Below are 26,224 nucleotides of genomic sequence, written 5' to 3'. Positions count from 1 at the left end.
TCAAAATTCTTTGGATTTTCCAGAGAATTTTTTTTTTACTTGCGAATAAATAGGTGAAGGGGAAAAAAAGCTCACAACTCATTCAAAAAAAATAAGATTTTTTCAAAAAATAACAACGATTTGCGAATAAGTAAGTGAGAGGGAAAACACCCCTCAAGGAGATACACACTTGAAAAAAATCATTTTCCAAATGATTTACGAATAAACAAGTGTAGGAAAAATGAAAGGAGAAAGAATATGAAGAAACTTTTTCGTCAAACATTGGGGCGTTGTGAATTAAACCTAGGTTTTTTGAAATTTGGTTATCGTGGTAAAGTCTTCCATTGGTAATAATACCTGAAATACATATATGTTCCAAAATAGTTATGAATCTGATAATACCGAATAAGAATATAAGTATTGGTTGACTAGAATGGAGAGATTGATTTTGTCTTATTAAATAATAAATAAAATAGATAGGAGATAAATATGCACAAATTGTTTGGAAAAATTGCTTCTCGTTTTGAACTTAATTTTGGTTTCTTAAAATTTGGGTACAAAGGCAAGAGATTATATTGGTAATCATATAAAATAAAGTGAAAATTTGGAAACAAAAGAAGTTAGACGTGTATCTATTTACGCGTCTAGCTTAGTTTATAAAAACAGAGGAAAAGAAATGAAGGAATTATTAAAACCTGTTTTTCGTTCAATTTTAAGTAAGAGAGAAATAGTATTATTTTTAATTTGTATGATATATCCGTTGATAACTGCTTTAGTCAGTATTTTTCAAGCTGGTATTGCAAGTTACGCTGAAGGAGAACAGATTTCGTTTATCATGTTTTGGCAGATAATCGTGCATACTCAGTGGCAACTCACAATTCCAACATTATTATTAAGTTACAGTGTGATGAGTGTCTTTAGAAATGAAATTTCTTCAAAACGTCTGTTTTTATTTAAAGATATCGAAAAACCACTCATATTTAAAGCGAAGATCTATAACCTGATGAAAATTTTAGGAATTTTTATTATTGGTACATTTATCACATCATTTATTTGTTATTATGTGTTCATGTTACCTCATAACTATATTTCAGGACATTTCTTCCCAAGTTCCCCCAAATCACTATCACATCATTTATTGATTATTTTAGCCCGTATAGCAGTATATGTTATTGTTATTCTTTTAGTAGCTAATCTTTCTATACGGTATAATGTTGCAGCATCAGTGCTTGGAGGGGTACTCTTTATGCTATTTTCAAATGTAGCTCCTCAATTATCGTTAGGTAAATTCTTATTTCCAACAGGGTATGCTGAGTTGGGTGGCTCAACCTTATTTGCTGTATTTGGATTAATTTTTATTAGTGGTATCTATTGCTGCACTTTCTATTATTTAGGAATGAGGGCATTTGAAAGAATAGAATATTAGGAGATAGTTTGTGAATACACATGCTAAAAATAATAAAATATTTTATTTGATAATAGTTGTTGCTCTTATTATGTTAGCTGGTTTAATAGCAAATATTGGCAATGTTGCATTAGTAATGTTGGAAATTCTACAGAATGATAGTGGTCATTTATTTGTTAAGTTAGTAGGAATGAGTACAGGATTTATATTAATTCCCACTTTTATTTCAAAGAAAATCGGAATCGAGTTTGAAGAGGAATTGGTTCCGTTTAGCAAAAATCAGTCTATATTGATACTCGTTATCATTCTTCTGATGAATTCAATTTTTATTAAATCAGATGAAATTTTTACAGCACTGATTGTTGCAATCTGTGAGGAATACTTATTTCGATATGTCGCATTTCATATTTTATTTAAGGAATATCATACTTTTTTCACTATTATAGTGACATCATTACTTTTTGGGTTATTGCTTCATATAAATGGAGATTTTTGGTTAAATGCGATGATTAAAGTACCTGCAGGTTATCTGTTGTCTAGGGTAGGTCTGAAATTTGGTTTACAATATTCTATTGCCCTTCATTGGTTACACAATGTAGTGGTTGGAAAAATTATTTAAGGAGAAAAATATTTATGTTGTTTGTTGTTTCCATGTTATATGCTGCTTTAGTATTTATATCCATAACATTTTTGAGCGATATGCCCCTAATTTTTTTAGCTGGTCTTCTATATGTGTTACCACTTATCGTTAGTGTTGTTGTTACGAATAAATTGATAAAACAATCTAAGAATACAGGCATAGCGAAACTGATCACGGTACCACTATTATCACTACTATTTTATATTTCTTTTGGTATTTTTGCTGAACAAAGTGGAGAATGGCAACAATATATTTTACAAAACACAGTACAGACAAGTAATTTTACAGTGGAGGTAAGTAATTCTCTACTTTATCCTTCTCAGTTAATTTTTGCCACAATTCTATATTTTAGTATATTTGGATTAAATTACTATTATCAGATGCATAGAAATACAACACCAGTGGAGGCATAGTATGTTAAAAATAGAGAATTTATCAAAAAGATTTTCAGGAAATGATTTCTACTCTTTAAAAGAGGTGAATCTAACGATTAATCAAGGAGATATTGTAGGATTAATCGGGAAAAACGGAGCAGGAAAGTCTACTTTATTGAAGTTAATTGCAAAATCTCTAAGACCTACGGATGGGAGCATTGAGTATTTTGGACATAATATTCATCAGACAAAGCATATTCTGTCAAATTTTGGAATCATGATTGAACCAGTTTTTTATCCAGAAATGACAGTAATGGATAATTTGAAATTTTATCTAGATATTCATGGAAAAAAAGAACAATATTCTAATATTGAGAAAACACTTCGTTTAGTTGATTTATGGGAAGCAAGAAATAGGAAACCGAAAGGCTTTTCATTTGGAATGAAACAAAGGACAGCCTTGGCTATAGCCCTGGTATCGGAGCCAGAATTCTTGTTGCTTGATGAACCATTTGTTGGACTAGATCCATTAGGAGTAAATCAATTAATTTCGATACTAAAACAGTGGTCACAAGAACGAAATATTTCAATGATTATCTCTAGTCACCAATTAGGAGAATTAGAGGCTTTATGCAATCGTTATGTATACATTGAAGGAGGCAGGCTTGAAACGGAAATGCAGATTCAATCTGCCCCAAGTGTTATTATTCAATTGAAAGATGATTTATCAGAAGTCCAATTACCTATTGAACTGTTTGAAAGTATCCAAGATGGCAAAATTGAGGTTACAATCGATTCGGAGGCGGATTATTTGAATCAATTAATGTACACACTATCCAGTCAAAAAGCCATTAAAAAAATTGAAATAAAAGAAAACCATTTGAAAGATTATTTTGAGATGGGAGACTAAAGATATGATGTTTTTTCCAGAATTACGGTCAACTTTAAGTCGTAAAGAAACCAAGATATTTCTGTCACTTTGTTTAACGCCAGTTTTATATTTGATATCAACATTGTTGAATTCTAGAATGTTCTCTTTTGCGGGCCCTGAAAATATTAAAATCGCATTTTTTGATTTTTATTATGGCCAATTTAATCTACAGTTCAACTCGATCATCCCATCTATTGCATTAGCTTTTGTTTCAATCAGTATGATGCGTCAAGAGGTTCAATCAAAAAGACTGTTATTATATAAGGATATAAATAGATTTAAAATTCTACTGATGAAATTATTAAGTATGCTTACAGTAATTTTGATTTATAGTATAGGGTACTTTATCATTTCGCTCGGTGTGTACTATCTTCAAGTTGCACATCTGCCGTATGGGAGTTTAAATTTTTGGAGTCAAGATTTTAATTATTCTATTCTTTCAGTAATCTCAGTAATTTCGTCATATGTTATTGTTGGGGTTGTGACAAGTGTGTGTTCGCTATATTTCAGGAACGGTATTACATTAATCATTGCGTTAATCCTTAATGCATTAATGAGTATCGCAATATTCTTTCCATCATTGGCCCCATTCTTTCCGAGTGGTTATGTCACTATCTTTGAAAAAACAAATATTACCATAGGCTGTTTAATGTTATTGGGCGTAGGCATTATTTATTGTCTATTCTCTTATGTTGCAGGTGCATTTCGTATGAAAAATTTGGAATTTTAGTACTATGAAAAAAATAGGCAGGCTTATATATCGTCATCTGAAAAAGAATCTATTCATTTTAGGTATTTTATTAAGTATAATAGGTGTAATTTTGGGATTATTTGTACCAAAAGTTATCGGACAGTTCCTAGATCGTCACTTCCTTGTTGATTTATTGGAACATCCTATCAAACTGATTGGTTACCTTTCACTTTTTAGCTTAATTAATGTAATAAAAGTTTTTGGAAACTATTTGATTTGTAGGGTTGGAAATTTGGCGATAAAGGAGGTACAAGTAACAATATATTCTGATTTGTTACACTCGGAAGTTTCTGCATTGGATCACTTTCAATCAGGGGACATTGCCAGTCGTCTAACCAATGATATGTCTGCTGTTTTAAATTTTATTACGGTAGTTCTTCCGAATTTATTCATGAATGTTCTTATTCTACTAGGCTCAATTTATTTTCTTTGGACTATTAGTTCCTCTCTCACTCTCATGAGTCTACTGCTGATGCCTCTTATAGCTTTAGTAATGGTGCCAATGAGTCACAAATTAGAAAACAGCTATTCAAATTATCAAAAGGGTTTGGGTGAGATTTCTAGCCGTATCAGTCATAAATTTACTCATTTCCGTTTGATGAAGGCTTTTCAAGGAGAAGAATCTGAATTACATAGTATGACAGGAGCTTTTGACCGTTTAGCTCTCAGTTTTGAAAACATAATAAAATATTCAGTTGTGCAACATTCGCTAGTTAGTAGCTTAATGATGGGATTAATTATCTTGATGTTACTTGTTGCGGGAATGGAAGTAACAGAGGGAGTGATGACAATAGCAACACTAACAACCTTTGTTTTATACATGATGCAACTGATTGAACCTGTGATTGATATGGTTTCATCATTGAATGAATTGACAGAATTTAAAGCAATTTCTAAGAGACTGGTAGAATTATTAGAACAGAGTAAGGAAGAACAACCATTAACTGAATTGATGATTCAAGATGCGTCAATTCAATTGAAAAATGTTCATTTCTCATACAATGAAGATCAAGTATTGAATGGTCTTTCCGTGGAAATCCCTGCGGGCTCGCATGTGGCTGTTGTTGGTCCAAGTGGTGCTGGAAAATCAACGATTTTTTCTTTGTTGATGAAGTTTTATGAAGATTACCTGGGAGATATTTTGATTGGTGGTCACTCGCTATCGTCAATTTCTGCAAAACAAGTGAGAAGCATGATTTCTTATATTCCACAGGACAATACGCTTTTCCAGGGAACGATTAGGGAAAATCTTATATATGGTAAAAATGAAGCTGTATCGGAGGAACGAATTTGCTTTATTTTAAAAGAGTTAGGTCTCAATAAGTTAGTTTCGGAGATGGAACAAGGCTTAGATACACAGATTCTAGAAAATGGTGCAGGTCTGTCAGAGGGTCAAAAACAACGCTTAAATATTGCGAGAGCGTTGTTACTAGAACACCCTATCTATCTTTTAGACGAAGTAACAGCAAGCTTAGATAGTGTGACGGAACACATCATTAGCAAAGCGATTGATCGTCTAACAGTTGGAAAGACACGCTTGACCATTGCTCACCGCCTACATACTGTAAAAGGAGCTGACGCTATTCTTGTCTTGGATAAAAATGGGCAGGTTTCTGATTATGGGAACCATCAACAGCTAATGACTCATAGCCATTTGTACAATGATTTTCTAAGAAACTTACCAAATGCAAGTTAATAAAGCGGGAGTTGATAGCTCCTGTTCTTGTTTTTTTCTGATAAGTCTTGACTCAACCCTAGGGGAATAGTGTATGCTTTATGTATTAACAAATATGGAGAATTAAGATGCGAGTCAAAGATGTGGAAAGGTTGACAGGGCTGTCAACTAAGGCAATACGTCTCTATGAGGAGAAGGGATTGATTTCTGTGGAGAGAAATCCGGTCAACGATTATCGTGACTATTCAGTGGAAAATGTGCGGCAACTTCGTTTGATTAAGTTGCTCCGCTATTTCGATTTTTCTTTATCAGAGATAGAAGAACCTTTTACATGGTCAGAAGAAGGGTTGAAATCGGCTTTGTTGAGAAAAAAGCAAGCCATCATTCAGAAGCAAGAAAGATTGACGAATAAGATTGATTTGCTAGACCAAGTGGTCAAAGACTTGGGGAAGAATGATGGTTGGCTTGAAGAAATACAGAATTCTATTACTTATGTGGAAAGCGATGATTTCCAAGAGTTGAAAAAAGACATAGAATATGCCTTGCTACCGAGTATTTGGATGACTCTTTTGCAGACGTTCATATTATCAGGTCCGATTCTTTGGTTGTTTACAAGAATTCAACAAGGCCGTCAAGAAAACCTACTCTTACTATCTATTCTCTCGCTTTTTGCTTCCGCCTGGATAACACTCCTGTGGAGAGATTATCTTGTGAATTGGTGGAAGAATCGGGACAAGGTTTGTAAGAAAAACCGCAGTCAAGTTTGGTGGATTCCCATAGCACTAGTTTCCCTTGTGGTCGGGATTGCCTGCTTTATCTTGGTTAGCTGGTTGATAGAAACTTTTTTTCTACCAAGTGATTGGCTCTTTTATGAGTATTCGATTGGTCTGAGTAAGGTTTTTATATTATTTATCATGACTTTTCTTATATTGCTTTTTGGAAAACTGGCGAGACTGTTGAGGCTGTCATGGAAATATCTACTTGCTCTGATAGGAAGTTGTATCTTGTTGATGGCTCTGCTAATTAGTACAACAACAGCTGTCACTAATAATCGTATCATTGAAATTAATCTGATTGTTCCGTCCAAAGAATTTGTCTACAGCGATGTCAAGTCGGTCTGGACAGGATTTGGGACAAAGTTGTTTACACTAGATGAGACTAAACGACAGGGAACATTTAGCTACTGTATTGATTTAGATGGGGAAGAAAAAGTGTTCATGCAACCGACTGTCAATCAGAAATTAGTGTCAGATGACACCTATATTGAGCTAGAAGAATTTGATCAGCGACTGATGGAATTGGGAATTTCCAAAGAAAGTTCGGCAGAAGGTAGTCAGTACAATGATTTGGATCCACATTATGTAGAGCGATTTTTACGGATTATTGAAAATAAATAGTCTTGAGGCATCATTCTGATTCATCTCTCTGCAGTTTGAAAAGCTTATTCCTCATCATTGTGAAGATAGCGAAACTTCAAGGAAGGGTCTGGGAAAAAATTCGAAATCCAACTAATATTTTTAACTTTTATAAATAATAAACCGCATGAAATCAACGTTTTTGGGCGAAAGATTTCATGCGGTTTTGTTTATTTTGGACCTTTTGCTCAGCTCCCTCTCATTTTTATTTATAAAATTATACATTAGAAATGAGTTGACTAGTTGACAATAACGTTATCGGTCACCCAAAGTTATTAATCCAGGGTGGAAATGTGTCAGTGGCTAAGATACTACAAAAGACTAGTATATCCTCATCTTGTTCATTGCTTCTGTTGGGCTTAATCCTAGTTCAGCAAATAAAACTAGTAGTGTTTGTTTCATTTTCCACTTTCTTTTTTACGAATAAATTAATTGAGGAGGCTCTTCTCAAAAATTGTGGTGAAAAAGGGAATAGGTATGAAATTTGGAAAACGTCATTATAGAGCACAAGTAGATACACGAGACTGTGGTGTAGCAGCGCTTGCTATGATCTTGGAATATTATCGTTCTCATCATTCTTTAGCAAGTTTGCGAGAAATGGCAAAGACAACTATGGAAGGCACGACAGCATTTGGTTTAGTAAAGGTTGCTGAAGAGCTAGGGTTTGAGACGCGTGCGATTAAGGCAGATATGTCTTTGTTTTCGATGAGGGAAGCGGTCTATCCTTTCATTGCTCATGTGGTAAAAGATGGCACGTTACTACATTATTATGTTGTCATTGGGGCAGATAAGAAATATATCTATATTGCAGACCCGGATCCATCAGTGAAATTAACAAAGTTATCCCATGAACAATTTGAAAAGGAGTGGACAGGAGTTTCGCTATTCATGGCTCCCAAACCGGAATATCAACCACATAAAGAGAAGAGTCATGGGTTACTTTCTTTCATTCCATTGTTGACTAAACAAAAGGGATTGATTACAAATATTGTTCTCGCAACGCTCTTGGTTACTTTCATCAACATTGTGGGCTCCTATTATTTACAATCCATTATTGACACTTATGTCCCAAATCAGATGAAAACAACATTAGGTGTCATTTCAGTCGGTTTGGTGGTTGTTTATGCCCTGCAACAATTGTTATCTTATGCCCAAGAGTATTTATTAATCATTCTTGGACAACGACTCTCTATTGATGTGATTTTGTCTTATATTAGACATGTTTTTCATCTACCAATGTCATTTTTTGCTACTCGGCGAACTGGGGAAATTGTTTCACGATTTACAGATGCCAATTCTATTATTGATGCTTTAGCTAGTACCATTCTATCAATATTTTTGGATGTATCTATTGTTGTGGTTGTTTCGGTAGTGCTGTTTAGTCAGAATGTCTATCTTTTCTTTATTTCCTTGTTGGCATTGCCAATCTATACTTTAATCATTTTTGCGTTTATGAAACCATTTGAAAAGATGAATCAAGAAGTGATGGAAAGTAATGCAATTCTTTCTTCGTCTATTATTGAAGATATTAATGGTATTGAAACCATAAAATCATTGACAAGTGAGAAACAACGTTATCAGAAAATTGATAGAGAATTTGTAGATTATTTACAAAAATCATTTGCATACAACAAGGCCGAAGGGCAGCAAAAAGTGTTAAAGCGCTTGGCCCAACTCGTATTAAATGTAGCAATTCTTTGGTTAGGAGCCTGTCTTGTTATGGATCAGAAAATGACTTTGGGGCAGCTAATCACCTTCAATACTTTATTGGTCTATTTCACGAATCCATTGGAAAATATAATCAATTTACAAACAAAACTACAGACAGCTCAAGTTGCCAATACCCGCTTGAACGAGGTCTATTTGGTTGAATCGGAATTTGCTGAAAAGAAATCCGTGACGGACCTTTCGTTACTTTCGGGGGATATTGAATGCAACAAAGTGCATTATAAATATGGCTATGGTAGGGATGTTTTGACAGATATTAATTTGAAAATTAAACGAGGGGAAAAGGTCTCCTTTGTTGGAGTTTCTGGTTCTGGGAAGACGACGTTGGCTAAAATGATGGTGGATTTTTATGACCCTTACAAGGGTGAGATTCGATTAAATAATGTCAACATTAATCAAATCGATAAGCAAACACTTCGTCAGCATATTAATTATCTTCCACAGCAACCCTATGTTTTTAATGGGACAATTCTCGAAAATCTATTGCTAGGTGCAAAAGAGGGAACAAGTCAAGAAGATATCTTGTGGGCTGTTGAAATGGCATGTATTAGAGAAGATATTGAAAAAATGCCACTGAATTACCAAACGGAATTGACTTCTGATGGAGCTGGAATCTCCGGTGGACAACGGCAGCGAATTGCCTTGGCGCGTGCCCTTCTTACGGATGCCCCTATTATGATTTTGGATGAGGCAACCAGTAGTCTGGATATTTTGACAGAGAAGCGTATTGTGGACAACCTATTGTCATTGGACAAAACTCTAATTTTTATTGCACATCGGTTAACCATTGCAGAGCGTACTGAACATATTGTTGTGCTAGATAAGGGAAGAATTGTAGAACAAGGGAGTCATAAGGAATTGTTAGACAAGCAAGGCTTCTATGAATATTTAGTAAATAGTTAGGAAAGTGAGATATGGACCATCATCTGTTAGAAAGTGCAGAATTTTACAACAGACGTTATCATAATGCAGCCAGTAGAGTGATTATTCCTAGTTGTATATTGTTTTTGTTTCTCATTCTTTTTTCAATCGTTGCTAAAAAAGAAATGACGATTTCAACGAGAGCAACCGTAGAACCTGTACAACGATTAGCACAGATTCACTCAATCAGTAATCATCAGATTCTGAGGAATCATTTATTCGAAAATCAAGAGATTTCAGTTGGAGATTTATTGGTAGAATATCAATCAGAGAATGAGCAAATCCAAGAAGACAAGATCAAAGAAAACATAGCTGTTTTGAAAAATCAGATTTCTCAACTCAATGTCTTGAAGAAAAGTTTAGAATCGGGAAGTAATCAATTTGAGAAAGAAGATCAATATGGTTATTCTCAAATGTTTAAGGATTATTGCAATCAATTAGAAACATTGGCAAGTACGATTGACCAACAAAATGCAACGATTGCATCTCAAAATCAAGCCGCAAAACAATCACAATTGGAATTGGATAAAGTAATGCATCAAACGGAGAAAGCCTTAGCAGACTATAGAGAATTGAAATGGGCCATTCAGTCTGATGGTGTCATTGATGAGGAGAATGTTGGCTATTCAATCTATGCACAGTATCAGGTAGCACAATCAGAGGATGCAGTTGCCAGTCAAGAATCATTCATCGCTCAAATCGATAATCAAATTAGTCAAGTAGAGACTCAACTAGCCAGTTATAAATTGCAATATGCCAGTGCAGGAGTGCAACAATCGTATACGAATAGCTTGGATAGTCAGTCGGCATCGTTGGAAGCTCAATATTTAACCAAGGTTGGTCAGGAAATGACCTTGTTGTCTTCTCAATTAAGAGACCTAGAAGCGACACTTACGGTTCAAAAACAAGCAATGGATAAGACAAAAATTATTGCTGATCAGGCAGGGGTCGTTCATTTAAATACAGAAGTTGAGGGCTCAATGATGATTCCAGAAGGAACAATTATTGCATATGTTTATCCAGTTCTAATGGAAGCTAAGAAAATGAAGATTACAGCATATATTCCTTCGAAAGATATTGCAAGCATCTCATTAAAGGATAATATCCAGTTTTCAATACAAGGGAGGGGGGTTAAGCGACTAGCACTGCAGTCCAACATATCAGAAATTGCAAGTACTGCCATTCAAACGGAAGCTGGTAATTTTTTCAAAGTTGAAGCAGAAACCAGAATATCAACAGAAATGGCTGAACAATTGAGGTATGGAATGGAAGGCCAATTTGTCGTGATTACAGGTAAGAAGACGTATTTTCAATATTTCATAGATGAATTTTTAGGTAAGGAATAGAAGAAGGGGCATATCTATCAGATTGATAGACATGCCCTTTTTTATACTAGTCGTGAAAGATTCCGCGCTTTGAAGTTAGTGAATTGCATTCTCATTGAGTAGTAATAAATGATATTAAGGAAAAATTGTGGTTTGTTTACGAATAATTAAAGTGAGGGAGCTATCCTTCACATGTCACAATGAATGGAAAGGAGGGGAAGGATATACTGAGGTATGTATGTAATGTGCAAGGGCGTAACATACCAAATATTTGCTTGAAAACACAATTCATCAATTCAATATCAATTAACGGGCCTCCAGTTGTCGAGTAAGATAGTTCAGAGAGCAGATTGTAATCTGATTGAAAACCAACACAGATATATTACAAATAATAAGGAGGAAAAAATAGATGTTTGGTGAATTAGAAATGAAGTATCCATTGGTAATGGATGAGCAACTACAAGATTCTTCAGGAGGTAGCATCTTTTTAGGAGTTGCAATAGCAAGTGGTGTTGCAATTGCTGGAACCTATATTTTTGGAGCATTAGATGGTGCTTTTGAAGCGAAAGCGAAACGAAGAGGCTACTAGATGGGGAATATGCTGCAGTCGATTGACTTAGGGTTTCAAAAGCTGAATCAGCTTTATGATCAACAATCTCCTGTTGTAAAAATAGTTACTTTTATTGCAGGCGTTATTCTTGTATATTGCCTAGCAACACTGGTGTTAGGACCAGTTTATTCTGCTGGGAAAGACTTTGGTCGCTATGTTTACAATGCAATGTTTAGGTAGGAAAGGAAAATAAGCAATGAATAATTTTGGAAAACTGGAGAATCAGTTCCTGTGTCTAAGTGATACTGATTTACACTATGTAAGTGGCGGTAGTTATAATTTTAAAGTTGATGTTGATAAGTTAGTAGATTATGCAACTCGAGCTTTTGGTAGTATTTATAATGCAGGAAAAAGCTTTGGTCGCAATTGGTATAATGCATTTTATTAATCGTGTATTGATTCAAAAATGGAAAAGTGAAGAGTAGCAGACTGTATCTTAAAATAAAAAACTTGAAAAAGGATATAAGACAGGAGCGTAAAAAAAATAAGCTCAACTATTCAATTTAGTTTCCCTTAAGCTTGGCGAGTTATACTAAATCCAAGCTAGAAATAGCTCATCACTTTCAGTATCGTCATCCGTAAGAGCTAAAGCTCAAACGGCTGGCATATCTTTTTCATATAATCTCCGAGATAGCTGACGGTCTCCTGTCAGCTGTTTTTGTCCTTTAAAAGCATAATGAAGGAAGGAGATAAGAGGATTGGATAAACTAAAAAGGGCGCATTTGCGCCTTTTTGTGTAAAAAATTATTTAATAACTCCACCTTCTACAACAAGATCATCAGCTTGAGCAGCATCACCATATACTGGTTGAAGAGTTTCTTGGTAGGCTTTATGGAAGAATTCTTCCTCACCAAGTTTTTCAATTGTTTGGTTGATGAAATCAAGTAATTCGGTATTTCCTTTTTGGACGGCAGGAGCGATAGTGTCTACATCTCCTAGCGCTTTTACACCAACTTCGAAACCTTTGTTTTCCAAGGCCCATGCGAGAACTTCGGTATTGTCTGTACTCATGGCATCGCCACGTCCGTCTAAGAGGGCAGCATAGGCTTCGCTGTATTGGTTGTATTTTTGAAGTTTGACTTCTGGATAATTCTCTTCGAAATAAAGTTCAGCTGTGGTACCTTTGCTGACGATGAGAGTTTTACCATTGAGTTGTTCTGGATCAGTGATGACAGCAGAGCTAGGAGACACGATACCGAGGGATACTTTCATGTAAGGAAGGGCGAAGTCTACTTGTTCTTTTCGCTCATCTGTTACTGTAAAATTGGCTAGGATGATGTCAACCTTGGCAGAAGTGAGATACTCCACACGGTTCGCGGCTTCGACAGGGACGTATTCTACCTCGACGCCCAATTCTTTTGCCAAACGGTTGCCTAGATAGACGTCATATCCTTGGTATTCACCATTTGCATCCACATAGCCAAATGGTTTCTTGTCACTGAAAACACCGATTTTGACTGTTCCACTTTCTTTGATTTCTTCAAGGGTACGTGCGGTTGCCCCGCTTGTGGAACTGCTGGAACTAGTTGAAGAACTGTTTGCGTTACTGCAGGCAACTAAAATAACTGCAGCTAAGACACTAAAAATAGCAAAAATAGGTTTAAAGATTTTCATAAAATTCTCCTTTTAAAAATGTTTAAAGTCAAAAGTTGTTAGAAAGGCTTGAGCCCGTTGCGTTTGTGGATGTTGGAAGAAATTCTGAACGGTATTTTCTTCGATAATTTCTCCTTTGTCCATGAAAATGATGCGGTCAGCAATGGCGCGTGCGAATTCCATTTCATGCGTCACAATCAGCATGGTCCGTCCTTCTTTTGCCAAATCATTGATGAGAACCAAGACTTCCCGAACCATTTCTGGGTCAAGGGAAGCAGTGACTTCATCAAATAATAAAATTTCAGGATGCATCAGCAGGGAACGAATGATAGCTACCCGTTGCTTTTGCCCGCCAGATAATTCTCTGGCATAGCTATGTTTTTTATGCTCAAGTCCTACCCGTTTTAGCAAGGTCTCGGCTTCTGCTTGGACCTCTTCTTTTTTTCGTTTTAAGGCTTTGACAGGAGCAAGGGTCAGATTTTGCAAGACATCCATGTGTGGGAATAATTCATAATCTTGAAAAACCATACCGATTTTTTGCCGAATATCCTGTAGAGAAAGTGTTCCAGACAGAATAGATTGGCCATCTAGTAAAATATCGCCCTCTTGAATGCTTTCCAGCTTGTTAATACAGCGTAGTAGTGTACTCTTCCCACAACCAGAGGGGCCTAAGATGACGACGACTTCCCCTTCCTTAACGGATAAGGAAAGATGGTTGAGAATGGTTTGCTGACCAAAATTTTTAGTAATATTTTGTAATTCTAAGACAGGTTGACTCACGACTTCACTCCTTCCAAATCGATTCAAGATAGCGAGAAAATGCAGATATTGGGAAACAAATCATAAAGTAAATACAGAAAATCACTCCGTAAATCCATAAGGACACACTTGGAGAGCTAGTCCTGTAAAAATCAATAATCTGTTGCCCAATTTTATTTACCTCAACCACGCCAATGAGGATAACCAAGGAGCTGGTCTTAATCATGCGGGTGACCAAGTTAATTGCCTGTGGGAGTAGTCTGCGTAGAACTTGAGGAATGATGACATAGCGATAGAGACTTCGTTTGCTTAACCCCAATGCTAATCCGCTATCGAATTGGTGTTTAGGTAGAGAAGTGATGGCTCCTCGAACTAAATCTCCCATTTCAGCTGTCCCCCAAAGTGAGAATACTATAATCGCGGCCAATTCACCTGAAATATTGATATTGAATCCCCGTGCTAATCCAAAGTAGAAAAGAAAGAGTAGAACCAGCTGTGGAACAATTCGAATGGTTTCTAAGTAAATTCTGAATATCCATACTATCAGTCTATTTTTTGATGTCATGATGATTCCTACTAATAGCCCTGCAATGCTTGAAATGCCAATGGAGAGAAAGGAAATCCAGAGTGTGACACTCAGTCCGACTAATAGTCGTTGCAAATTATTCCCCTCTAGTAAGACTTTAATGCCCATATCCTGCATGGCGAATCCTCCTTTCAAGATAATAGAAGAAGAGCGAAAGCGGTAGCAAGATGATTAAATAGGAACTCACTAGGAGAAAGAGGGCTTCGTCAGTTTCGTATTGTAGTCCGATCAAATCTTGAGCGACGTACATGAGGTCGGCCAAGGCAATAATGGAGAAGACGGAAGTTTCTTTTATTAGAAAGATAATATTAGCACTAAATGAAGGCAAGGCGATAGCTAGTGATTGAGGTAGCAAAATATATAGGAAAATTTGCCATTTTGTTAGCCCCAAACTAGCTCCGATTTCTATCTGACTTTTCTTGATAGCTTCAAAGCCACTGCGGAAAGATTCTGCCATGTAAGAACCACCAAGAAAAATTAAACCAGCAATTGCACAAACTTCTGCATCAAGTACAATTCCTAATCGCGGTAAACCATAGTAGAGGAAGAAAAGTTGAATGACCAAGGGGGTATTTCGTGACAATTCAACATAAGCTGTAGAAATTTGTTGAAAAACTGGAATACGGTAATAACGGATGATACTAATAATCAAACCCAAGCCCAAAGCGCCTATAATCCCGATGAATGCGAGTCTGATCGTTAGAATGAATGCCTCTTGATAGAGTGGGATAGATTCTCGAATAAAGGTCCAATCCAGAAGATTCACCTCCTTTGTGAAGTGTTTAATTTATAGTAACACAGATACTACTTCTTGAAAAATTCGTTTTTTTAAAGAGGGCTATAAGTTTTTCCTATCAGTCAATTTGCTATGTTATAATAGAGGTATGACAAGAATTTTAGATATGGAACCGATGCAGGACGAGGAATACGTTGAGCGTACCTTACGTCCGCAAAAATTAAATGAATATATTGGACAGGACAAGGTCAAGGATCAGCTGAAAATTTTTATTGAAGCTGCCAAATTACGCGATGAAGCCTTAGACCACACTCTTCTTTTTGGACCTCCAGGGTTGGGTAAGACCACCATGGCTTTTGTTATTGCCAATGAGTTGGGAGTTAATATCAAGCAGACCAGCGGACCTGTTATTGAGAAAGCTGGCGATTTGGTTGCATTACTCAATGATTTGGAACCGGGAGATGTTCTCTTTATCGACGAAATTCATCGTATGCCGATGGCTGTTGAGGAAATTCTCTACAGTGCCATGGAGGATTTTTACATTGATATTATGATTGGATCTGGAGAAGCTAATCGCTCTGTACACTTGGACTTACCACCTTTTACTTTGATTGGTGCTACCACACGTGCAGGGATGCTATCCAATCCACTGCGGGCTCGTTTTGGTATTTCTAGTCACATGGAGTATTATGAGTTGGCTGATTTGACTGAGATAGTTGAGCGCACAGCGGATATCTTTGAGATGGAGATTACTCATGAGGCAGCAATTGAATTGGCTCGTCGATCACGTGGGACCCCTCGTATTGCTAATCGCCTCCTGAAGCGGGTACGGGATTTTGCCCAGATAATGGGAGATGGGTTGATTGACGAAACGATCACTGATAAAGCCTTAACGATGTTAGATGTGGACCGTGAAGGGTTGGACTATGTGGATCAAAAGATTCTCCGTACCATGATTGAGATGTATGGCGGTGGTCCCGTCGGTCTCAATACCCTTTCGGTCAATATCGCTGAAGAGCGCGAAACAGTGGAGGATATGTACGAACCCTACCTAATTCAGAAAGGTTTCCTCATGCGGACCCGGACGGGGCGGGTCGCGACCGCCAAAGCCTACGAGCATTTGGGCTATCCTTATAGGGAAAAATAATGGCAGAGCAGATGAACCATATAGCTAGCTTATTTGGAAATTGGCCAGAAACCATCATTTGGTCCTGTTTAGAAGGCACAATGGGGCAAGTTTATGTTGATGATAGTCAGTCGCCCCAGTCAGCTCTAGCTCTTTATGGACGGCAGAGCTTCTTTGGTTTTTTAGCTGGCCAGCCACATCGAGACTTGCTAAAAATCTGCGAAGGTAAGGATATGATTCTAGTCCCTCAAAACCAAAACTGGTCTGACTTGATAGAAGGGACCTACGGAGACGGGATTCGGTCCTTTACCCGCTATGCTACGAAAAAGGACACTGAGTTTGACCTTGGGCATTTACAGAAACTGGTTGATGACTTGCCTGAAAGATTTGATATGAAACGGATTGACCGTAATCTGTACGAGGCTTGTCTGGTAGAGGAATGGTCACGGGATTTGGTGGGAAATTATATAGATGTGGAACAATTTTTGGACTTGGGTCTGGGATATGTCATCTTGCATAAGGGACAGGTGGTCTCAGGGGCTTCATCCTATGCCAGCTATTCAGCTGGGATTGAGATAGAAGTGGATACTAGGGAAGACTATCGAGGTCTGGGTTTGGCAAAAGCCTGTGCGGCTCAGTTAATTTTAGCTTGTTTAGACCGCGGACTCTATCCAAGCTGGGATGCCCACACCTTGACATCCTTGAAACTAGCTGAACAGTTGGGTTACCAATTGGACAAGCCCTATCGAGCATATGAATGGAGATAAGATGATACCGACATTTATTTGGGATTTGGACGGAACACTGTTGGATTCCTATGAGGCGATATTGGCTGGAATTCAAGAAACTTATGAGCAGTTTGGTCTTCCTTTTGACCGTAAAGAGGTGAGAAAATATATTCTCCGTTATTCTGTTAAAGACTTGCTGGTGCGTGATGCAGATAAGTATGGTCTGAATAGTGATGAGCTCAACCGTGTACGAGCGACTTCCTTGAAGGAGAAAAATACGCAAATTCCTTTGATGACTGGTGCACGTGATATTTTAGATTGGACTGTGGAGCAAGGAATACAAAATTTTGTCTATACCCATAAGAGTGACAATGCCTTTCAGGTGTTGGAAGATTTGGGCGTCCGACACTATTTCACAGAAATCTTGACAAGCGATTCTGGCTTTGCCCGCAAACCAAGTCCAGAAGCTCTGCTATTTCTCATAGACAAGTACGGTCTGGAAAAGGAATATACTTACTATATTGGTGACCGTCGGCTTGATGTGGAGACAGCTATTCATGCGGGAATACACAGTATCAACTTGCAGATTGACGGGATAAAAGAGAACAAAAAGATCACCAATTTACAGGAGATTGTGGAGCTAAATTTTAGTTAGAGGCGGAGTGTATATCTCAGCCTCTATTTTTATGTGCACATCGTTCGTTCTGTTCATATTGTTAACGGTATCAGGCTGTAGAAGTCAGAAAATATATTGTGAAATTATTAATAAAATTGTTATAATATACAAAAATAAATTTAGGAGAAGAATCTGTGAACGATAAGGAATTTGGGCAGCGTGTGAGATATTTACGGGAGAAATTAGCAATTACGCGTGAAGAATTCTGTGAAGATGAACTAGAATTATCTGTTCGTCAATTGAGTCGTATAGAAGCGGGACAATGCAAACCAACTTTTTCAAAGATAGGTTTTATAGCAAGCAGGTTGAATATGGGTTTATATGAGCTTATGCCGGATTATGTCCAACTTCCGGAACGCTATTCGCGTCTAAAATATGAGGTATTACGAACTCCTACCTATGGAGACCAATTTTTGGTAGAACAACGCAATCAAATGTTGACAATCATTTATGATGAATATTACGATGAGCTCCCAGAAGAAGAAAAAATAGCTATTGATGCTTTTCAGTCGACAATTGATGTATTTGAAACACGGTCTAATCAATTTGGCAAAGAGATTTTGGACGATTATTTTGAACAAGTTCATCGTAAAGAAAAGTATTCGATAAATGACTTGTTAATCATTCGACTATACCTTGAGCATATTAGAAATAGGGACACTGACGCAACAATCTATCACTATTTTTCCTCACTTGTTACCCACCTGCCTAATCAACAGGAGGTAATGGATTCAAAAGAGTTATTTATTCTAAGGGATGTTATATTAATCTCAATAGGGATTTTAGGGGATCGAGAAGACTATGAGAAAATCCCGTCTCTTTTTGATGCTTTAGATAAAATAATGGTTTTAACTCAAGATTTTCAAAAGAAACCTATTTTAAACTTATTGAAGTGGAAATACGAGCTCCACGTTAATAAGAACCGAGATGCCGCACAGAGTTACTTTGAAGAAGCTACCCTTTTTGCGAAGCTAATTGGAAATGATTATCTAGTTCACAAAATTAAAGAAGACTGGGAAGAGGATTCACAACTTTAGGACAAAAATGTCCTGTTAACTTTAACTAGCTTCCATTAAACTATAATAAAAAAAGTTTAAAGGAGATAGCTAGTGATTACAGTTTTAAAATCAATCTGTGTATTTGGTACTGGTTGGCTTGGCTGGTGGGGATTGTAAAATATGTCATAAAAAGCTAACTACGTAGTTAGCTTTTTTGTTATACTAGACAGTATGTAGGAGGTGGCTATGTTAGAAAATTGGTTAAACACCAAACAGGGTCAGGTGTTTCATTACAAGATGGAAAAGATTGAGTATGCCCTAGAACTGCTAGGGAATCCCCAGTTTGCAGTTCCGGTCATTCATGTTGCTGGAACCAATGGCAAGGGATCAACCATTGCCTTTATGCGCCATCTATTTCAGGCACATGGTATGCGTGTTGGAAGTTTTGTATCCCCCCACATGGTGAGTGTGCACGACAGGATTTGTATTGACAGCGAGCCCATTTCAGACCATGATTTTCATCACTATTTACAGAAAGTCTACAACTTGGAGCAGGAAATCGCCGCTCGATATGAGCCTTTTCGCTATTTTGAGGTCATGGTGCTCATTATGTTCCTCTATTTCGAAGCTCAACAACCCGATGTGGCACTAGTAGAGGTGGGCATCGGAGGGCTTTTGGATACGACCAATGTCGTGGCACCAGCCCTAAGCGTTATCATCTCCATCGGCATGGACCATCAGGATTTACTAGGCTCGACTTTAAGGGAAATAGCAGAGCAGAAAGCAGGGATTATCAAGGAAAACGTGCCTGTCGTCCTAGGACCACTTTCTCCAGAAACCACAGCTATCTGTCGCCAAATTGCCCTTGACAATCAAGCACCTGTCTACCAATTTGGTCAGGAATTCACCTATAAAACAGGACAGTTCAGCAATCCGGACATCGACCTGTCAGAATTGGTTTTGGGTCTGGCTGGCCATCATCAAGAAGAGAATGCGGCCGTAGCCCTACAAACTTTTCTACTCTATATGACCAATATCCAAAAAGACATTCAACCTCAGTTGATTCAAAAAGCCCTTGCCCAAACCAGCTGGCCTGGTCGTTTGGAATTGGTTGCTCAAGAGCCAAAAATCTATTTGGATGGAGCCCACAATGTCCCAGCTATCGAACGTCTGGTTGAATTTATTCAAGAACAAGAAGAACCTGTTACTATTCTCTTTTCAGCCCTTCGGCGTAAGGACTTTCAAGAAATGTTGGGGTTGTTAGAGAAAAGACTACCTCATGTTCCCCTTATTTTGACTAGCTTTGCTTATGACGGTGCCTTGTCCGAGAAGAATCAACAAGATCGAGACTTTGTTGCGGATTATCAACAATTTATTGAGAAGTGGCAATCTGATGGGCAAGGGATTTTGATTATCACAGGTTCCCTTTACTTTATATCGGAAGTTCGTCGGAAGTTTATAAAATAAGCAACTTTTCAAACAGAACGGTTGAACATTATAGAAATAGCTTCTCAAAGGAACAAAAAACGCCAAAGAGCCTTATTTTTTGCGGATTAGCATGGAGTGAAAAATGTTTAGAACTCCCGATAAGAAATGACATTGGGAGGGCTTTTTGATATAATGAGAAAAGCAAATCTGAGGAGAAAAAAATGACAGAATTAGAAATAGTTTCTGAGGTCGTTGATCACGAAGCAACCTATCGACGTAGCCGTAGAGCATCACGTAAGCAGTCAGTTAAGCTAAACAAAGAATTTGGTAAGACAATATTAAAAACAAAGGTTTGGCCAGCGCTTGTCTGGAGTATTGTCTTAAGTTTTTGTAGCGTAGCAAACCCGTTGCTAACATCGTTTGCGACCAACATACAGACTCAGAATTTATATGCAGGAATGGCCATGATGAAGGGCCAAATTCCATACGGTGATTTTTTTGGAACAAGTGGTTTATTATTTTACTTATTGGCCTTATTAGGGAATGTGGGTGGAAATTTTATCATTTTTGGCGTTCTCCAATTCATCGCATTGCTGATAGCAGGAGTCTATTTTTATAAGATTATTGCTTATTTTAGCCGGTCCGAAAAAGTTGCCCTTAGTGCAAGCCATTGGTTTTATATATTCATCTTTGCTCTTGGCTTCGGAGGATTGTATGCTGAGATGTTTGCCCTCCCTTTCATTTTAACCAGTATCTGGTTCTTAGTTCGTTACTTTGAGAACGCAGTGACTGACGAAGAATTTATTCTTTATGGCATAGATGCCGCCCTCGTTTTTCTTATCTATCCGAAAAGCTTAATTCTTTGGGTAGTAGCAGGTATAGTTTTAGTTGTCTACAATGTTCAGCACCATCAGGTGGCTCGCGGATTTTACCAATTATTAGCAGCTGTTTTTGGATTTCTGCTTATTTTGTACTCAGTCGGGTATTATGCATTTGAAGCACAGGTTTTAGGAACAGCAATTCAGCAGACCTTTTTATATAATCTTCGTTTAGATTTTCAACATGCGACAGTACTTATGGATTTGACAATTGTCATTCTTTTCCTCCTACTGTCTGGATTTGTAAAAAATGCTATCCATACCTTATTTTCATTTAGACAAGAAAAATATACTTACATTAAGGTCTTAATGTTACTAGTATTCACTATCCAATTAATTTTCATCGTTGGAAGTGCACATTTTCAGTGGAGTCAATTGGTCTTACTTTTGCCATATGGATTTGTGATGGCGGTAATACATAATCAGGAGGAACATGAGGATACTAACAGTAGTTATGCGCGTCGTCATTTCTTTCTACCTGTATTTATTGGATTAGGAATTCTTGTACAACCTGCCTATATTTACTTAGTTCAAGGAGGTTTAAGAGCCGATCGTCAAGAAGTTGCCCAATACATCAGTAGCCAAACAGAAAACTCAGACAAAGTTTATGCTTGGGATAATAGTGCAGGTGTTTACATTTCAAGCCAGCGCTTATCGGCAGCGACGATAACGACAGCAGAGCCATTTCTAAATACAGATGAAAATGTGAATAGTTTGATATACGACTTAAATAAGAGTGAAGCAAAATACGTGGTTGTAAATAAGTATATTTCCATGTTAGACAAGGTGAAAACAATTCTCGAATCTCAATATAAAGCTATTCAAACAACAGACCATTTTATTATTTATCAAAAGAATGAATGATTGCTCAGGCAGTCATTTTTTCTTTAGCTTATCTGGGAAAAGGAGGGAAAGTGGATATGTGATATAATGGAAAAATAAGTACTCAGGAAAAATTATCAAAAGAATGTAGGAGAAATGATGTCACATATTATTGAACTACCAGAAATACTAGCCAACCAGATTGCGGCTGGTGAGGTCATTGAGCGACCAGCCAGTGTGGTTAAGGAGTTGGTGGAAAACTCTATTGACGCAGGGGCTAGTCAGATTGAAATTAGTGTTGAAGAGGCTGGCCTTAAAATGATTCAAATCACGGATAACGGTGAGGGAATTGCCCCTGATGAAGTAGCGCTTGCCCTCCGCCGTCACGCCACCAGTAAGATAAAAAGTCAATCGGATTTGTTTCGTATTCGCACCCTCGGTTTTCGTGGAGAAGCTCTTCCTTCCATTGCTTCTGTCAGTCAGATGGTTATTGAGACTGCAACTGCAAATCATTCGCATGGTCTACGATTAGAGGCCAAAGGTGGTGTCATCGAGAAAGAGGAGCCAGTTAGTCGTCCGGTTGGCACACAGATTACAGTTTCAGAATTATTTTACAATACCCCTGCTCGTCTCAAATACGTTCGCAGTCAACAGGCTGAATTATCACATATTGTTGATGTTGTAAATCGATTGAGTCTAGCTCATCCGGAAATAGCTTTTGCCTTAGTAAACGAAGGACGAGAATTAATTAGAACTGCAGGGACAGGGAAACTTCGTCAGGCAATTTCAGGGATCTACGGGATTGCTTCTGCCAAAAAAATGGTTGAAATTGAGGCAGAAGATCTGGATTTTCAGATTTCAGGTTATGTTTCTTTGCCAGAGTTGACTCGTGCCAACCGCAACTACATTTCCATTTTCATCAATGGTCGCTATATCAAGAATTTTTTGCTTAATCGAGCGATTTTGGAAGGTTATGGCAGTAAGTTGATGGTTGGACGCTTTCCGCTGGCAGTCATTTCTATAGAAATTGACCCTTATCTTGCTGATGTCAATGTGCATCCGACCAAGCAGGAAGTTCGTATCTCCAAGGAAAAAGAACTCATGACCTTGATTCGAGAGGCGATTAGTCAAGCGCTTAAAGAGCAGGACTTGATACCAGATGCTCTTGAGAATTTAGCTCAGTCAAGTACTCGACCAAAAGTAAAAGCAGAGCAAGGCACCTTACCACTCAAAGAAGCAAAAATCTATTATGATACGATTAAGCAAGACTTCTTCTTAAAACCAGACGTGGTCGCTGAGGATGTCAAACCTCTCGAAGAGGATAGGCAAGAGATTGTTGAGTCGCCTGTCGAAAATAGACCTACATCTGTTCAATTTGCAGAACGTCAGTCGGTGGAATCAGAAGATCAGGAGCATCCTAATCTAAGTGCAAAAGAATTGGCAAAACTGGCACATAAATTAGACCAGGAGGAAACCTCGACATTTCCAGAGTTAGAATATTTTGGTCAAATGCATGGGACGTATTTATTTGCGCAAGGTAAGACAGGACTTTATATCATTGACCAGCATGCTGCACAAGAACGGGTCAAATACGAATACTATCGTGAGAAAATTGGACAGGTTGACAATTCAGCTCAACAGTTATTGGTGCCGTATATTTTTGAATTTCCGCAGAATGATGCCCTTAACCTTGTCCACAAAATGGATGCTCTTCGTCAAGTTGGTGTCAACTTAGAAGAATATGGAGCTAATCAATTTATTCTGCGTGAACATCCTATTTGGATGAAGGAAGAGGAGATTGAGTCTGGCATCTATGAGATGTGTGACATGTTGCTCTTGACGGATCAGGTGTCAATCATGCAGTATCGGGCAGAACTGGCTATCATGATGTCTTGTAAACGGTCAATCAAGGCCAACCATGCTTTGGATGATTATTCGGCGCGTGATTTATTGAGACAATTGTCTTACTGCCAAAACCCCTATAACTGCCCGCACGGTCGTCCAGTTTTAGTGCATTTTAGCAAATCGGATATGGAAAAAATGTTCCGTCGCATTCAGGAAAATCACACGAGTTTGCGAGAATTGGGCAAGTATTAACACTCTTCGAATATTAACATCAGACCTTATTGACTTGATTTGATGAGTGTAAAGCTCCTGTGAGCTTTACAGCCTGCTATCTTAAAACGCGAAAGTAGTAAGGGCCTATCTGCTCTTGGAGAAACGAACTTCGTTCGTTCAATCTCCAAGCTCCAAAGGTTTCCCAAACCTTTGGAGCTAATCGTTTTCGATTTTTATTGAGTATAAATATTAACAAAAAGTTGACACATTAGTAAAGGAATCATATGTACGACTATATCAAAGGAATTTTAACGAAAATAACTGCAAAATATATTGTGGTGGAAACGCATGGAGTAGGCTATATCTTGCAGGTTGCTAATCCCTACGCCTATTCAGGACAAGTGCAGCAAAAAGTGACGGTCTATACTCATCAGGTGATTCGTGAAGATGCTCATTTACTCTACGGATTTGCTACAGAGAATGAAAAATCCGTCTTTCTGAGTCTGATTTCAGTATCAGGTATTGGTCCTACAACGGCTCTGGCTATTATTGCTGTTGATGATAATGATGGGCTTGTTCGTGCCATTGAGCAGAAAAATATTACCTACCTGACCAAGTTTCCAAAGATTGGCAAGAAAACAGCCCAACAGATGATTTTGGACTTGGAAGGCAAGTTTGTCATGAACGAAGAAGCGGGTCCTGTTCAACAAGTAGCACCATCCAGTGAAAATATCGCCCTCGAAGAAGCCATGGAAGCCATGGAAGCTCTCGGTTACCGACCAGCCGAACTCAAGAAAATCAAGAAATTCTTTGAAGGCACCAACGACACCGCAGAAAACTACATCAAGTCAGCCCTTAAAATGCTGATGAAGTAATAGGATACTAAGGCGTTAAGCGATACAAAGCAAAATAGACGGCCGAACAGAAATTTTGTTAGAAATTTCGTTGTGAGACCTCCGCAATGACAACTAGGTAAAAGGCGAGTTTTGACGAAGCCTTTTACCAGATGTCAACTGCGTTATTCGGTGATATTTAGGATTCAGTTTGACAATTTTGCAAAGTATCGTAGCCGTGTTCAACTAACGTACCAGTATGATGGTTACTAAAGTAACTCATCATACTACGGCAATCGCTATTTGCGACTTGCCTAGGTACCTTACTAATTCGCCACAAAAATAATATCGATTTTTGCGGCTCATGTCGTGTCCAGATACAAAGGACGTAAAGGACAAAGAGAAAATAGGAAAGCGGACGCAGATGCTTTGGCATCTAGGAAGTCTTTATCTTTTTGCAAAGTATCGTAGTTGTGTTCAATTACCGTACCAGTACGATGGTTGCTGAATTAAGTAGCTAAAAGTATAGTCATTTTAATTAGCTTTGATACATCGTCACTTTCGCCTTGCCGTACTCTAGTACAGCCTGCGCCTCAGTTCCTTGTCTGAAAGCTAATTCATTCGACTATATTAAGTAAACCGTATGTGAAAAGGAGTTTCTATGTCCCGTTGTACTTGGGTTAATCTAAATAATCCACTTTATATTGCTTACCATGATGAAGAATGGGGCAAGCCACTTCACGATGAGCAGTCTTTGTTTGAGTTGCTTTGCTTGGAATCCTACCAAGCTGGACTTTCCTGGGAAATTGTTCTCAACAAACGGCAGGCTTTTCGCTCCGCATTTTTCAACTATAATATTCAAAAGGTTGCAATAATGACCGATGAAGATTTGGATGCACTTTTGGATAATCCACATATCATCCGTCACAAGGCAAAGTTGTACGCTACCCGCGCCAATGCCCAGGCTTTTCTTCGAGTACAGGAGGAATTCGGTACGTTCGATACGTACCTTTGGGAATGGGTGAACGGTGCAACAATTGACAACCCTGTCAAGTCCTTCCGAGAATTGCCGACCAAGAACGACTTGTCTGAGCGGATTTCAAAAGATTTGAAGAAACGAGGTTTCAAGTTTGTAGGGCCAGTCTGTATTTACTCCTATTTGCAGGCTGCAGGTCTTCTAAATGACCATGAAGAAACCTGTGAAATTGGAAAGAAATTACGAATTAATTAGATGAGCGAGCAATCGTAT

The 26,224-nt window shown here is 37.9% G+C and carries 25 protein-coding genes; 21 read left to right on the top strand and 4 right to left on the bottom strand.

Translation table 11 applies throughout. The features are described 5' to 3' along the window. Window positions 1-655: 655 nt before the first annotated feature. The 12 genes from ACPC58_RS04820 (at window position 656) to ACPC58_RS04765 (ending at window position 12,142) form a co-directional block, all read left to right on the top strand. A complete protein-coding gene (locus ACPC58_RS04820) occupies window positions 656-1,405 on the top strand; it encodes an amino acid transporter (RefSeq protein ID WP_434065409.1) in 750 nt (249 codons plus the stop codon). Window positions 1,406-1,415: 10 nt separating this feature from the next. Continuing rightward, window positions 1,416-2,003 carry a CPBP family intramembrane glutamic endopeptidase gene (locus tag ACPC58_RS04815; RefSeq protein WP_434065408.1) on the top strand — a complete coding sequence of 196 codons (588 nt, stop codon included), beginning with the start codon at window positions 1,416-1,418 and terminating at the stop codon, window positions 2,001-2,003. A gap of 14 nt (window positions 2,004-2,017) precedes the next feature. Further along, window positions 2,018-2,437, top strand: a complete 420-nt coding sequence (locus ACPC58_RS04810) for an Msa family membrane protein (protein ID WP_434065407.1) — start codon at window positions 2,018-2,020, stop codon at window positions 2,435-2,437. Between the two features lies 1 nt (window position 2,438). Then, on the top strand, window positions 2,439-3,308 hold the full coding sequence (locus tag ACPC58_RS04805) for an ABC transporter ATP-binding protein (protein ID WP_434065406.1): 870 nt from the start codon (window positions 2,439-2,441) through the stop codon (window positions 3,306-3,308). A gap of 4 nt (window positions 3,309-3,312) precedes the next feature. After that, window positions 3,313-4,059, top strand: coding sequence for a hypothetical protein (locus tag ACPC58_RS04800; protein WP_434065405.1), 747 nt, complete (start codon window positions 3,313-3,315; stop codon window positions 4,057-4,059). A gap of 4 nt (window positions 4,060-4,063) precedes the next feature. Next, the gene (locus ACPC58_RS04795; protein ID WP_434065404.1) at window positions 4,064-5,776 is read left to right on the top strand and encodes an ABC transporter ATP-binding protein; all 1,713 of its coding nucleotides are present in this window, start codon (window positions 4,064-4,066) and stop codon (window positions 5,774-5,776) included. A gap of 107 nt (window positions 5,777-5,883) precedes the next feature. Next, window positions 5,884-7,152: a MerR family transcriptional regulator gene (locus tag ACPC58_RS04790; RefSeq protein ID WP_434065403.1), complete on the top strand. Its 1,269-nt coding sequence runs from the start codon at window positions 5,884-5,886 to the stop codon at window positions 7,150-7,152. A gap of 495 nt (window positions 7,153-7,647) precedes the next feature. After that, window positions 7,648-9,801: a peptide cleavage/export ABC transporter ComA gene (gene comA / locus ACPC58_RS04785; protein ID WP_024403979.1), complete on the top strand. Its 2,154-nt coding sequence runs from the start codon at window positions 7,648-7,650 to the stop codon at window positions 9,799-9,801. An 11-nt stretch (window positions 9,802-9,812) separates the two neighbouring features. Continuing rightward, complete coding sequence (locus ACPC58_RS04780) at window positions 9,813-11,165, top strand: bacteriocin secretion accessory protein (protein ID WP_217374486.1); 1,353 nt, start codon at window positions 9,813-9,815, stop codon at window positions 11,163-11,165. Window positions 11,166-11,553: 388 nt separating this feature from the next. Beyond that, on the top strand, window positions 11,554-11,733 hold the full coding sequence (locus ACPC58_RS04775; protein ID WP_024392853.1) for a hypothetical protein: 180 nt from the start codon (window positions 11,554-11,556) through the stop codon (window positions 11,731-11,733). Next, window positions 11,734-11,934, top strand: a complete 201-nt coding sequence (locus ACPC58_RS04770; protein ID WP_239604410.1) for a hypothetical protein — start codon at window positions 11,734-11,736, stop codon at window positions 11,932-11,934. A 16-nt stretch (window positions 11,935-11,950) separates the two neighbouring features. Further along, complete coding sequence (locus tag ACPC58_RS04765) at window positions 11,951-12,142, top strand: hypothetical protein (RefSeq protein WP_024397557.1); 192 nt, start codon at window positions 11,951-11,953, stop codon at window positions 12,140-12,142. Window positions 12,143-12,498: 356 nt separating this feature from the next. Here ACPC58_RS04765 and ACPC58_RS04760 read toward each other — a convergent pair whose 3' ends face one another. From ACPC58_RS04760 to ACPC58_RS04745, 4 genes are read right to left on the bottom strand one after another with little or no spacing between them, the layout of a single operon-like run. Further along, a complete protein-coding gene (locus ACPC58_RS04760; protein ID WP_130555553.1) occupies window positions 12,499-13,368 on the bottom strand; it encodes a cysteine ABC transporter substrate-binding protein in 870 nt (289 codons plus the stop codon). Between the two features lie 12 nt (window positions 13,369-13,380). After that, the gene (locus ACPC58_RS04755; RefSeq protein ID WP_130555554.1) at window positions 13,381-14,127 is read right to left on the bottom strand and encodes an amino acid ABC transporter ATP-binding protein; all 747 of its coding nucleotides are present in this window, start codon (window positions 14,125-14,127) and stop codon (window positions 13,381-13,383) included. A 4-nt stretch (window positions 14,128-14,131) separates the two neighbouring features. Continuing rightward, window positions 14,132-14,809, bottom strand: coding sequence for an amino acid ABC transporter permease (locus ACPC58_RS04750; RefSeq protein WP_130555555.1), 678 nt, complete (start codon window positions 14,807-14,809; stop codon window positions 14,132-14,134). Continuing rightward, window positions 14,790-15,449 (bottom strand): amino acid ABC transporter permease, encoded by a 660-nt coding sequence (locus ACPC58_RS04745; RefSeq protein ID WP_172036558.1) that lies wholly within the window; start codon window positions 15,447-15,449, stop codon window positions 14,790-14,792. The genes ACPC58_RS04750 and ACPC58_RS04745 overlap by 20 nt, the downstream gene beginning before the upstream one ends. Before the next feature lie 127 nt (window positions 15,450-15,576). On the opposite strand from ACPC58_RS04745, the gene ruvB reads away from it, so the two are divergent. The 9 genes from ruvB to ACPC58_RS04700 all read left to right on the top strand — a co-directional run bounded on the left by ruvB (window position 15,577) and on the right by ACPC58_RS04700 (window position 26,206). Next, window positions 15,577-16,575 (top strand): Holliday junction branch migration DNA helicase RuvB, encoded by a 999-nt coding sequence (ruvB, locus tag ACPC58_RS04740; RefSeq protein WP_130555556.1) that lies wholly within the window; start codon window positions 15,577-15,579, stop codon window positions 16,573-16,575. Then, window positions 16,575-17,321 carry a GNAT family N-acetyltransferase gene (locus ACPC58_RS04735; protein WP_434065402.1) on the top strand — a complete coding sequence of 249 codons (747 nt, stop codon included), beginning with the start codon at window positions 16,575-16,577 and terminating at the stop codon, window positions 17,319-17,321. The genes ruvB and ACPC58_RS04735 overlap by 1 nt, the downstream gene beginning before the upstream one ends. A 1-nt stretch (window position 17,322) precedes the next feature. Continuing rightward, the gene (locus tag ACPC58_RS04730; RefSeq protein ID WP_434065401.1) at window positions 17,323-17,937 is read left to right on the top strand and encodes an HAD-IA family hydrolase; all 615 of its coding nucleotides are present in this window, start codon (window positions 17,323-17,325) and stop codon (window positions 17,935-17,937) included. Window positions 17,938-18,092: 155 nt separating this feature from the next. Beyond that, entirely contained in the window at window positions 18,093-18,995 is a 903-nt protein-coding gene (locus tag ACPC58_RS04725; protein WP_434065400.1) for a helix-turn-helix domain-containing protein, read from the top strand. A 207-nt stretch (window positions 18,996-19,202) separates the two neighbouring features. Continuing rightward, the gene (locus ACPC58_RS04720) at window positions 19,203-20,423 is read left to right on the top strand and encodes a bifunctional folylpolyglutamate synthase/dihydrofolate synthase (RefSeq protein ID WP_434065399.1); all 1,221 of its coding nucleotides are present in this window, start codon (window positions 19,203-19,205) and stop codon (window positions 20,421-20,423) included. Window positions 20,424-20,605: 182 nt separating this feature from the next. Next, complete coding sequence (locus tag ACPC58_RS04715) at window positions 20,606-22,126, top strand: quinol oxidase (protein ID WP_434065398.1); 1,521 nt, start codon at window positions 20,606-20,608, stop codon at window positions 22,124-22,126. A gap of 117 nt (window positions 22,127-22,243) precedes the next feature. Beyond that, a complete protein-coding gene (mutL, locus tag ACPC58_RS04710; RefSeq protein ID WP_434065422.1) occupies window positions 22,244-24,181 on the top strand; it encodes a DNA mismatch repair endonuclease MutL in 1,938 nt (645 codons plus the stop codon). Window positions 24,182-24,426: 245 nt separating this feature from the next. Further along, window positions 24,427-25,017 (top strand): Holliday junction branch migration protein RuvA, encoded by a 591-nt coding sequence (gene ruvA, locus ACPC58_RS04705; protein WP_434065397.1) that lies wholly within the window; start codon window positions 24,427-24,429, stop codon window positions 25,015-25,017. A 619-nt stretch (window positions 25,018-25,636) separates the two neighbouring features. Then, window positions 25,637-26,206: a DNA-3-methyladenine glycosylase I gene (locus tag ACPC58_RS04700; protein ID WP_217374495.1), complete on the top strand. Its 570-nt coding sequence runs from the start codon at window positions 25,637-25,639 to the stop codon at window positions 26,204-26,206. Window positions 26,207-26,224: the final 18 nt, after the last annotated feature.

This window comes from Streptococcus sp. VTCC 12905, from assembly GCF_049893385.1.
Classification (GTDB): domain Bacteria; phylum Bacillota; class Bacilli; order Lactobacillales; family Streptococcaceae; genus Streptococcus; species Streptococcus suis_AA.
This window is presented reverse-complemented; position numbering and strand designations above follow the sequence as displayed.

Excerpts from the sequence above, each read along its gene's own strand:
- ACPC58_RS04820 (WP_434065409.1), top strand. The coding sequence starts at position 656 with ATGAAGGAATTATTAAAACCTGTTTTTCGTTCAATTTTAAGTAAGAGA.
- ACPC58_RS04810 (WP_434065407.1), top strand. The coding sequence starts at position 2,018 with ATGTTGTTTGTTGTTTCCATGTTATATGCTGCTTTAGTATTTATATCC.
- ACPC58_RS04805 (WP_434065406.1), top strand. The coding sequence starts at position 2,439 with ATGTTAAAAATAGAGAATTTATCAAAAAGATTTTCAGGAAATGATTTC.
- ACPC58_RS04800 (WP_434065405.1), top strand. The coding sequence starts at position 3,313 with ATGATGTTTTTTCCAGAATTACGGTCAACTTTAAGTCGTAAAGAAACC.
- ACPC58_RS04795 (WP_434065404.1), top strand. The coding sequence starts at position 4,064 with ATGAAAAAAATAGGCAGGCTTATATATCGTCATCTGAAAAAGAATCTA.
- ACPC58_RS04790 (WP_434065403.1), top strand. The coding sequence starts at position 5,884 with ATGCGAGTCAAAGATGTGGAAAGGTTGACAGGGCTGTCAACTAAGGCA.
- comA (WP_024403979.1), top strand. The coding sequence starts at position 7,648 with ATGAAATTTGGAAAACGTCATTATAGAGCACAAGTAGATACACGAGAC.
- ACPC58_RS04780 (WP_217374486.1), top strand. The coding sequence starts at position 9,813 with ATGGACCATCATCTGTTAGAAAGTGCAGAATTTTACAACAGACGTTAT.
- ACPC58_RS04775 (WP_024392853.1), top strand. The coding sequence starts at position 11,554 with ATGTTTGGTGAATTAGAAATGAAGTATCCATTGGTAATGGATGAGCAA.
- ACPC58_RS04770 (WP_239604410.1), top strand. The coding sequence starts at position 11,734 with ATGGGGAATATGCTGCAGTCGATTGACTTAGGGTTTCAAAAGCTGAAT.
- ACPC58_RS04765 (WP_024397557.1), top strand. The coding sequence starts at position 11,951 with ATGAATAATTTTGGAAAACTGGAGAATCAGTTCCTGTGTCTAAGTGAT.
- ACPC58_RS04760 (WP_130555553.1), bottom strand. The coding sequence starts at position 13,368 with ATGAAAATCTTTAAACCTATTTTTGCTATTTTTAGTGTCTTAGCTGCA.
- ACPC58_RS04750 (WP_130555555.1), bottom strand. The coding sequence starts at position 14,809 with ATGCAGGATATGGGCATTAAAGTCTTACTAGAGGGGAATAATTTGCAA.
- ruvB (WP_130555556.1), top strand. The coding sequence starts at position 15,577 with ATGACAAGAATTTTAGATATGGAACCGATGCAGGACGAGGAATACGTT.
- ACPC58_RS04735 (WP_434065402.1), top strand. The coding sequence starts at position 16,575 with ATGGCAGAGCAGATGAACCATATAGCTAGCTTATTTGGAAATTGGCCA.
- ACPC58_RS04730 (WP_434065401.1), top strand. The coding sequence starts at position 17,323 with ATGATACCGACATTTATTTGGGATTTGGACGGAACACTGTTGGATTCC.
- ACPC58_RS04720 (WP_434065399.1), top strand. The coding sequence starts at position 19,203 with ATGTTAGAAAATTGGTTAAACACCAAACAGGGTCAGGTGTTTCATTAC.
- ACPC58_RS04715 (WP_434065398.1), top strand. The coding sequence starts at position 20,606 with ATGACAGAATTAGAAATAGTTTCTGAGGTCGTTGATCACGAAGCAACC.
- mutL (WP_434065422.1), top strand. The coding sequence starts at position 22,244 with ATGTCACATATTATTGAACTACCAGAAATACTAGCCAACCAGATTGCG.
- ruvA (WP_434065397.1), top strand. The coding sequence starts at position 24,427 with ATGTACGACTATATCAAAGGAATTTTAACGAAAATAACTGCAAAATAT.
- ACPC58_RS04700 (WP_217374495.1), top strand. The coding sequence starts at position 25,637 with ATGTCCCGTTGTACTTGGGTTAATCTAAATAATCCACTTTATATTGCT.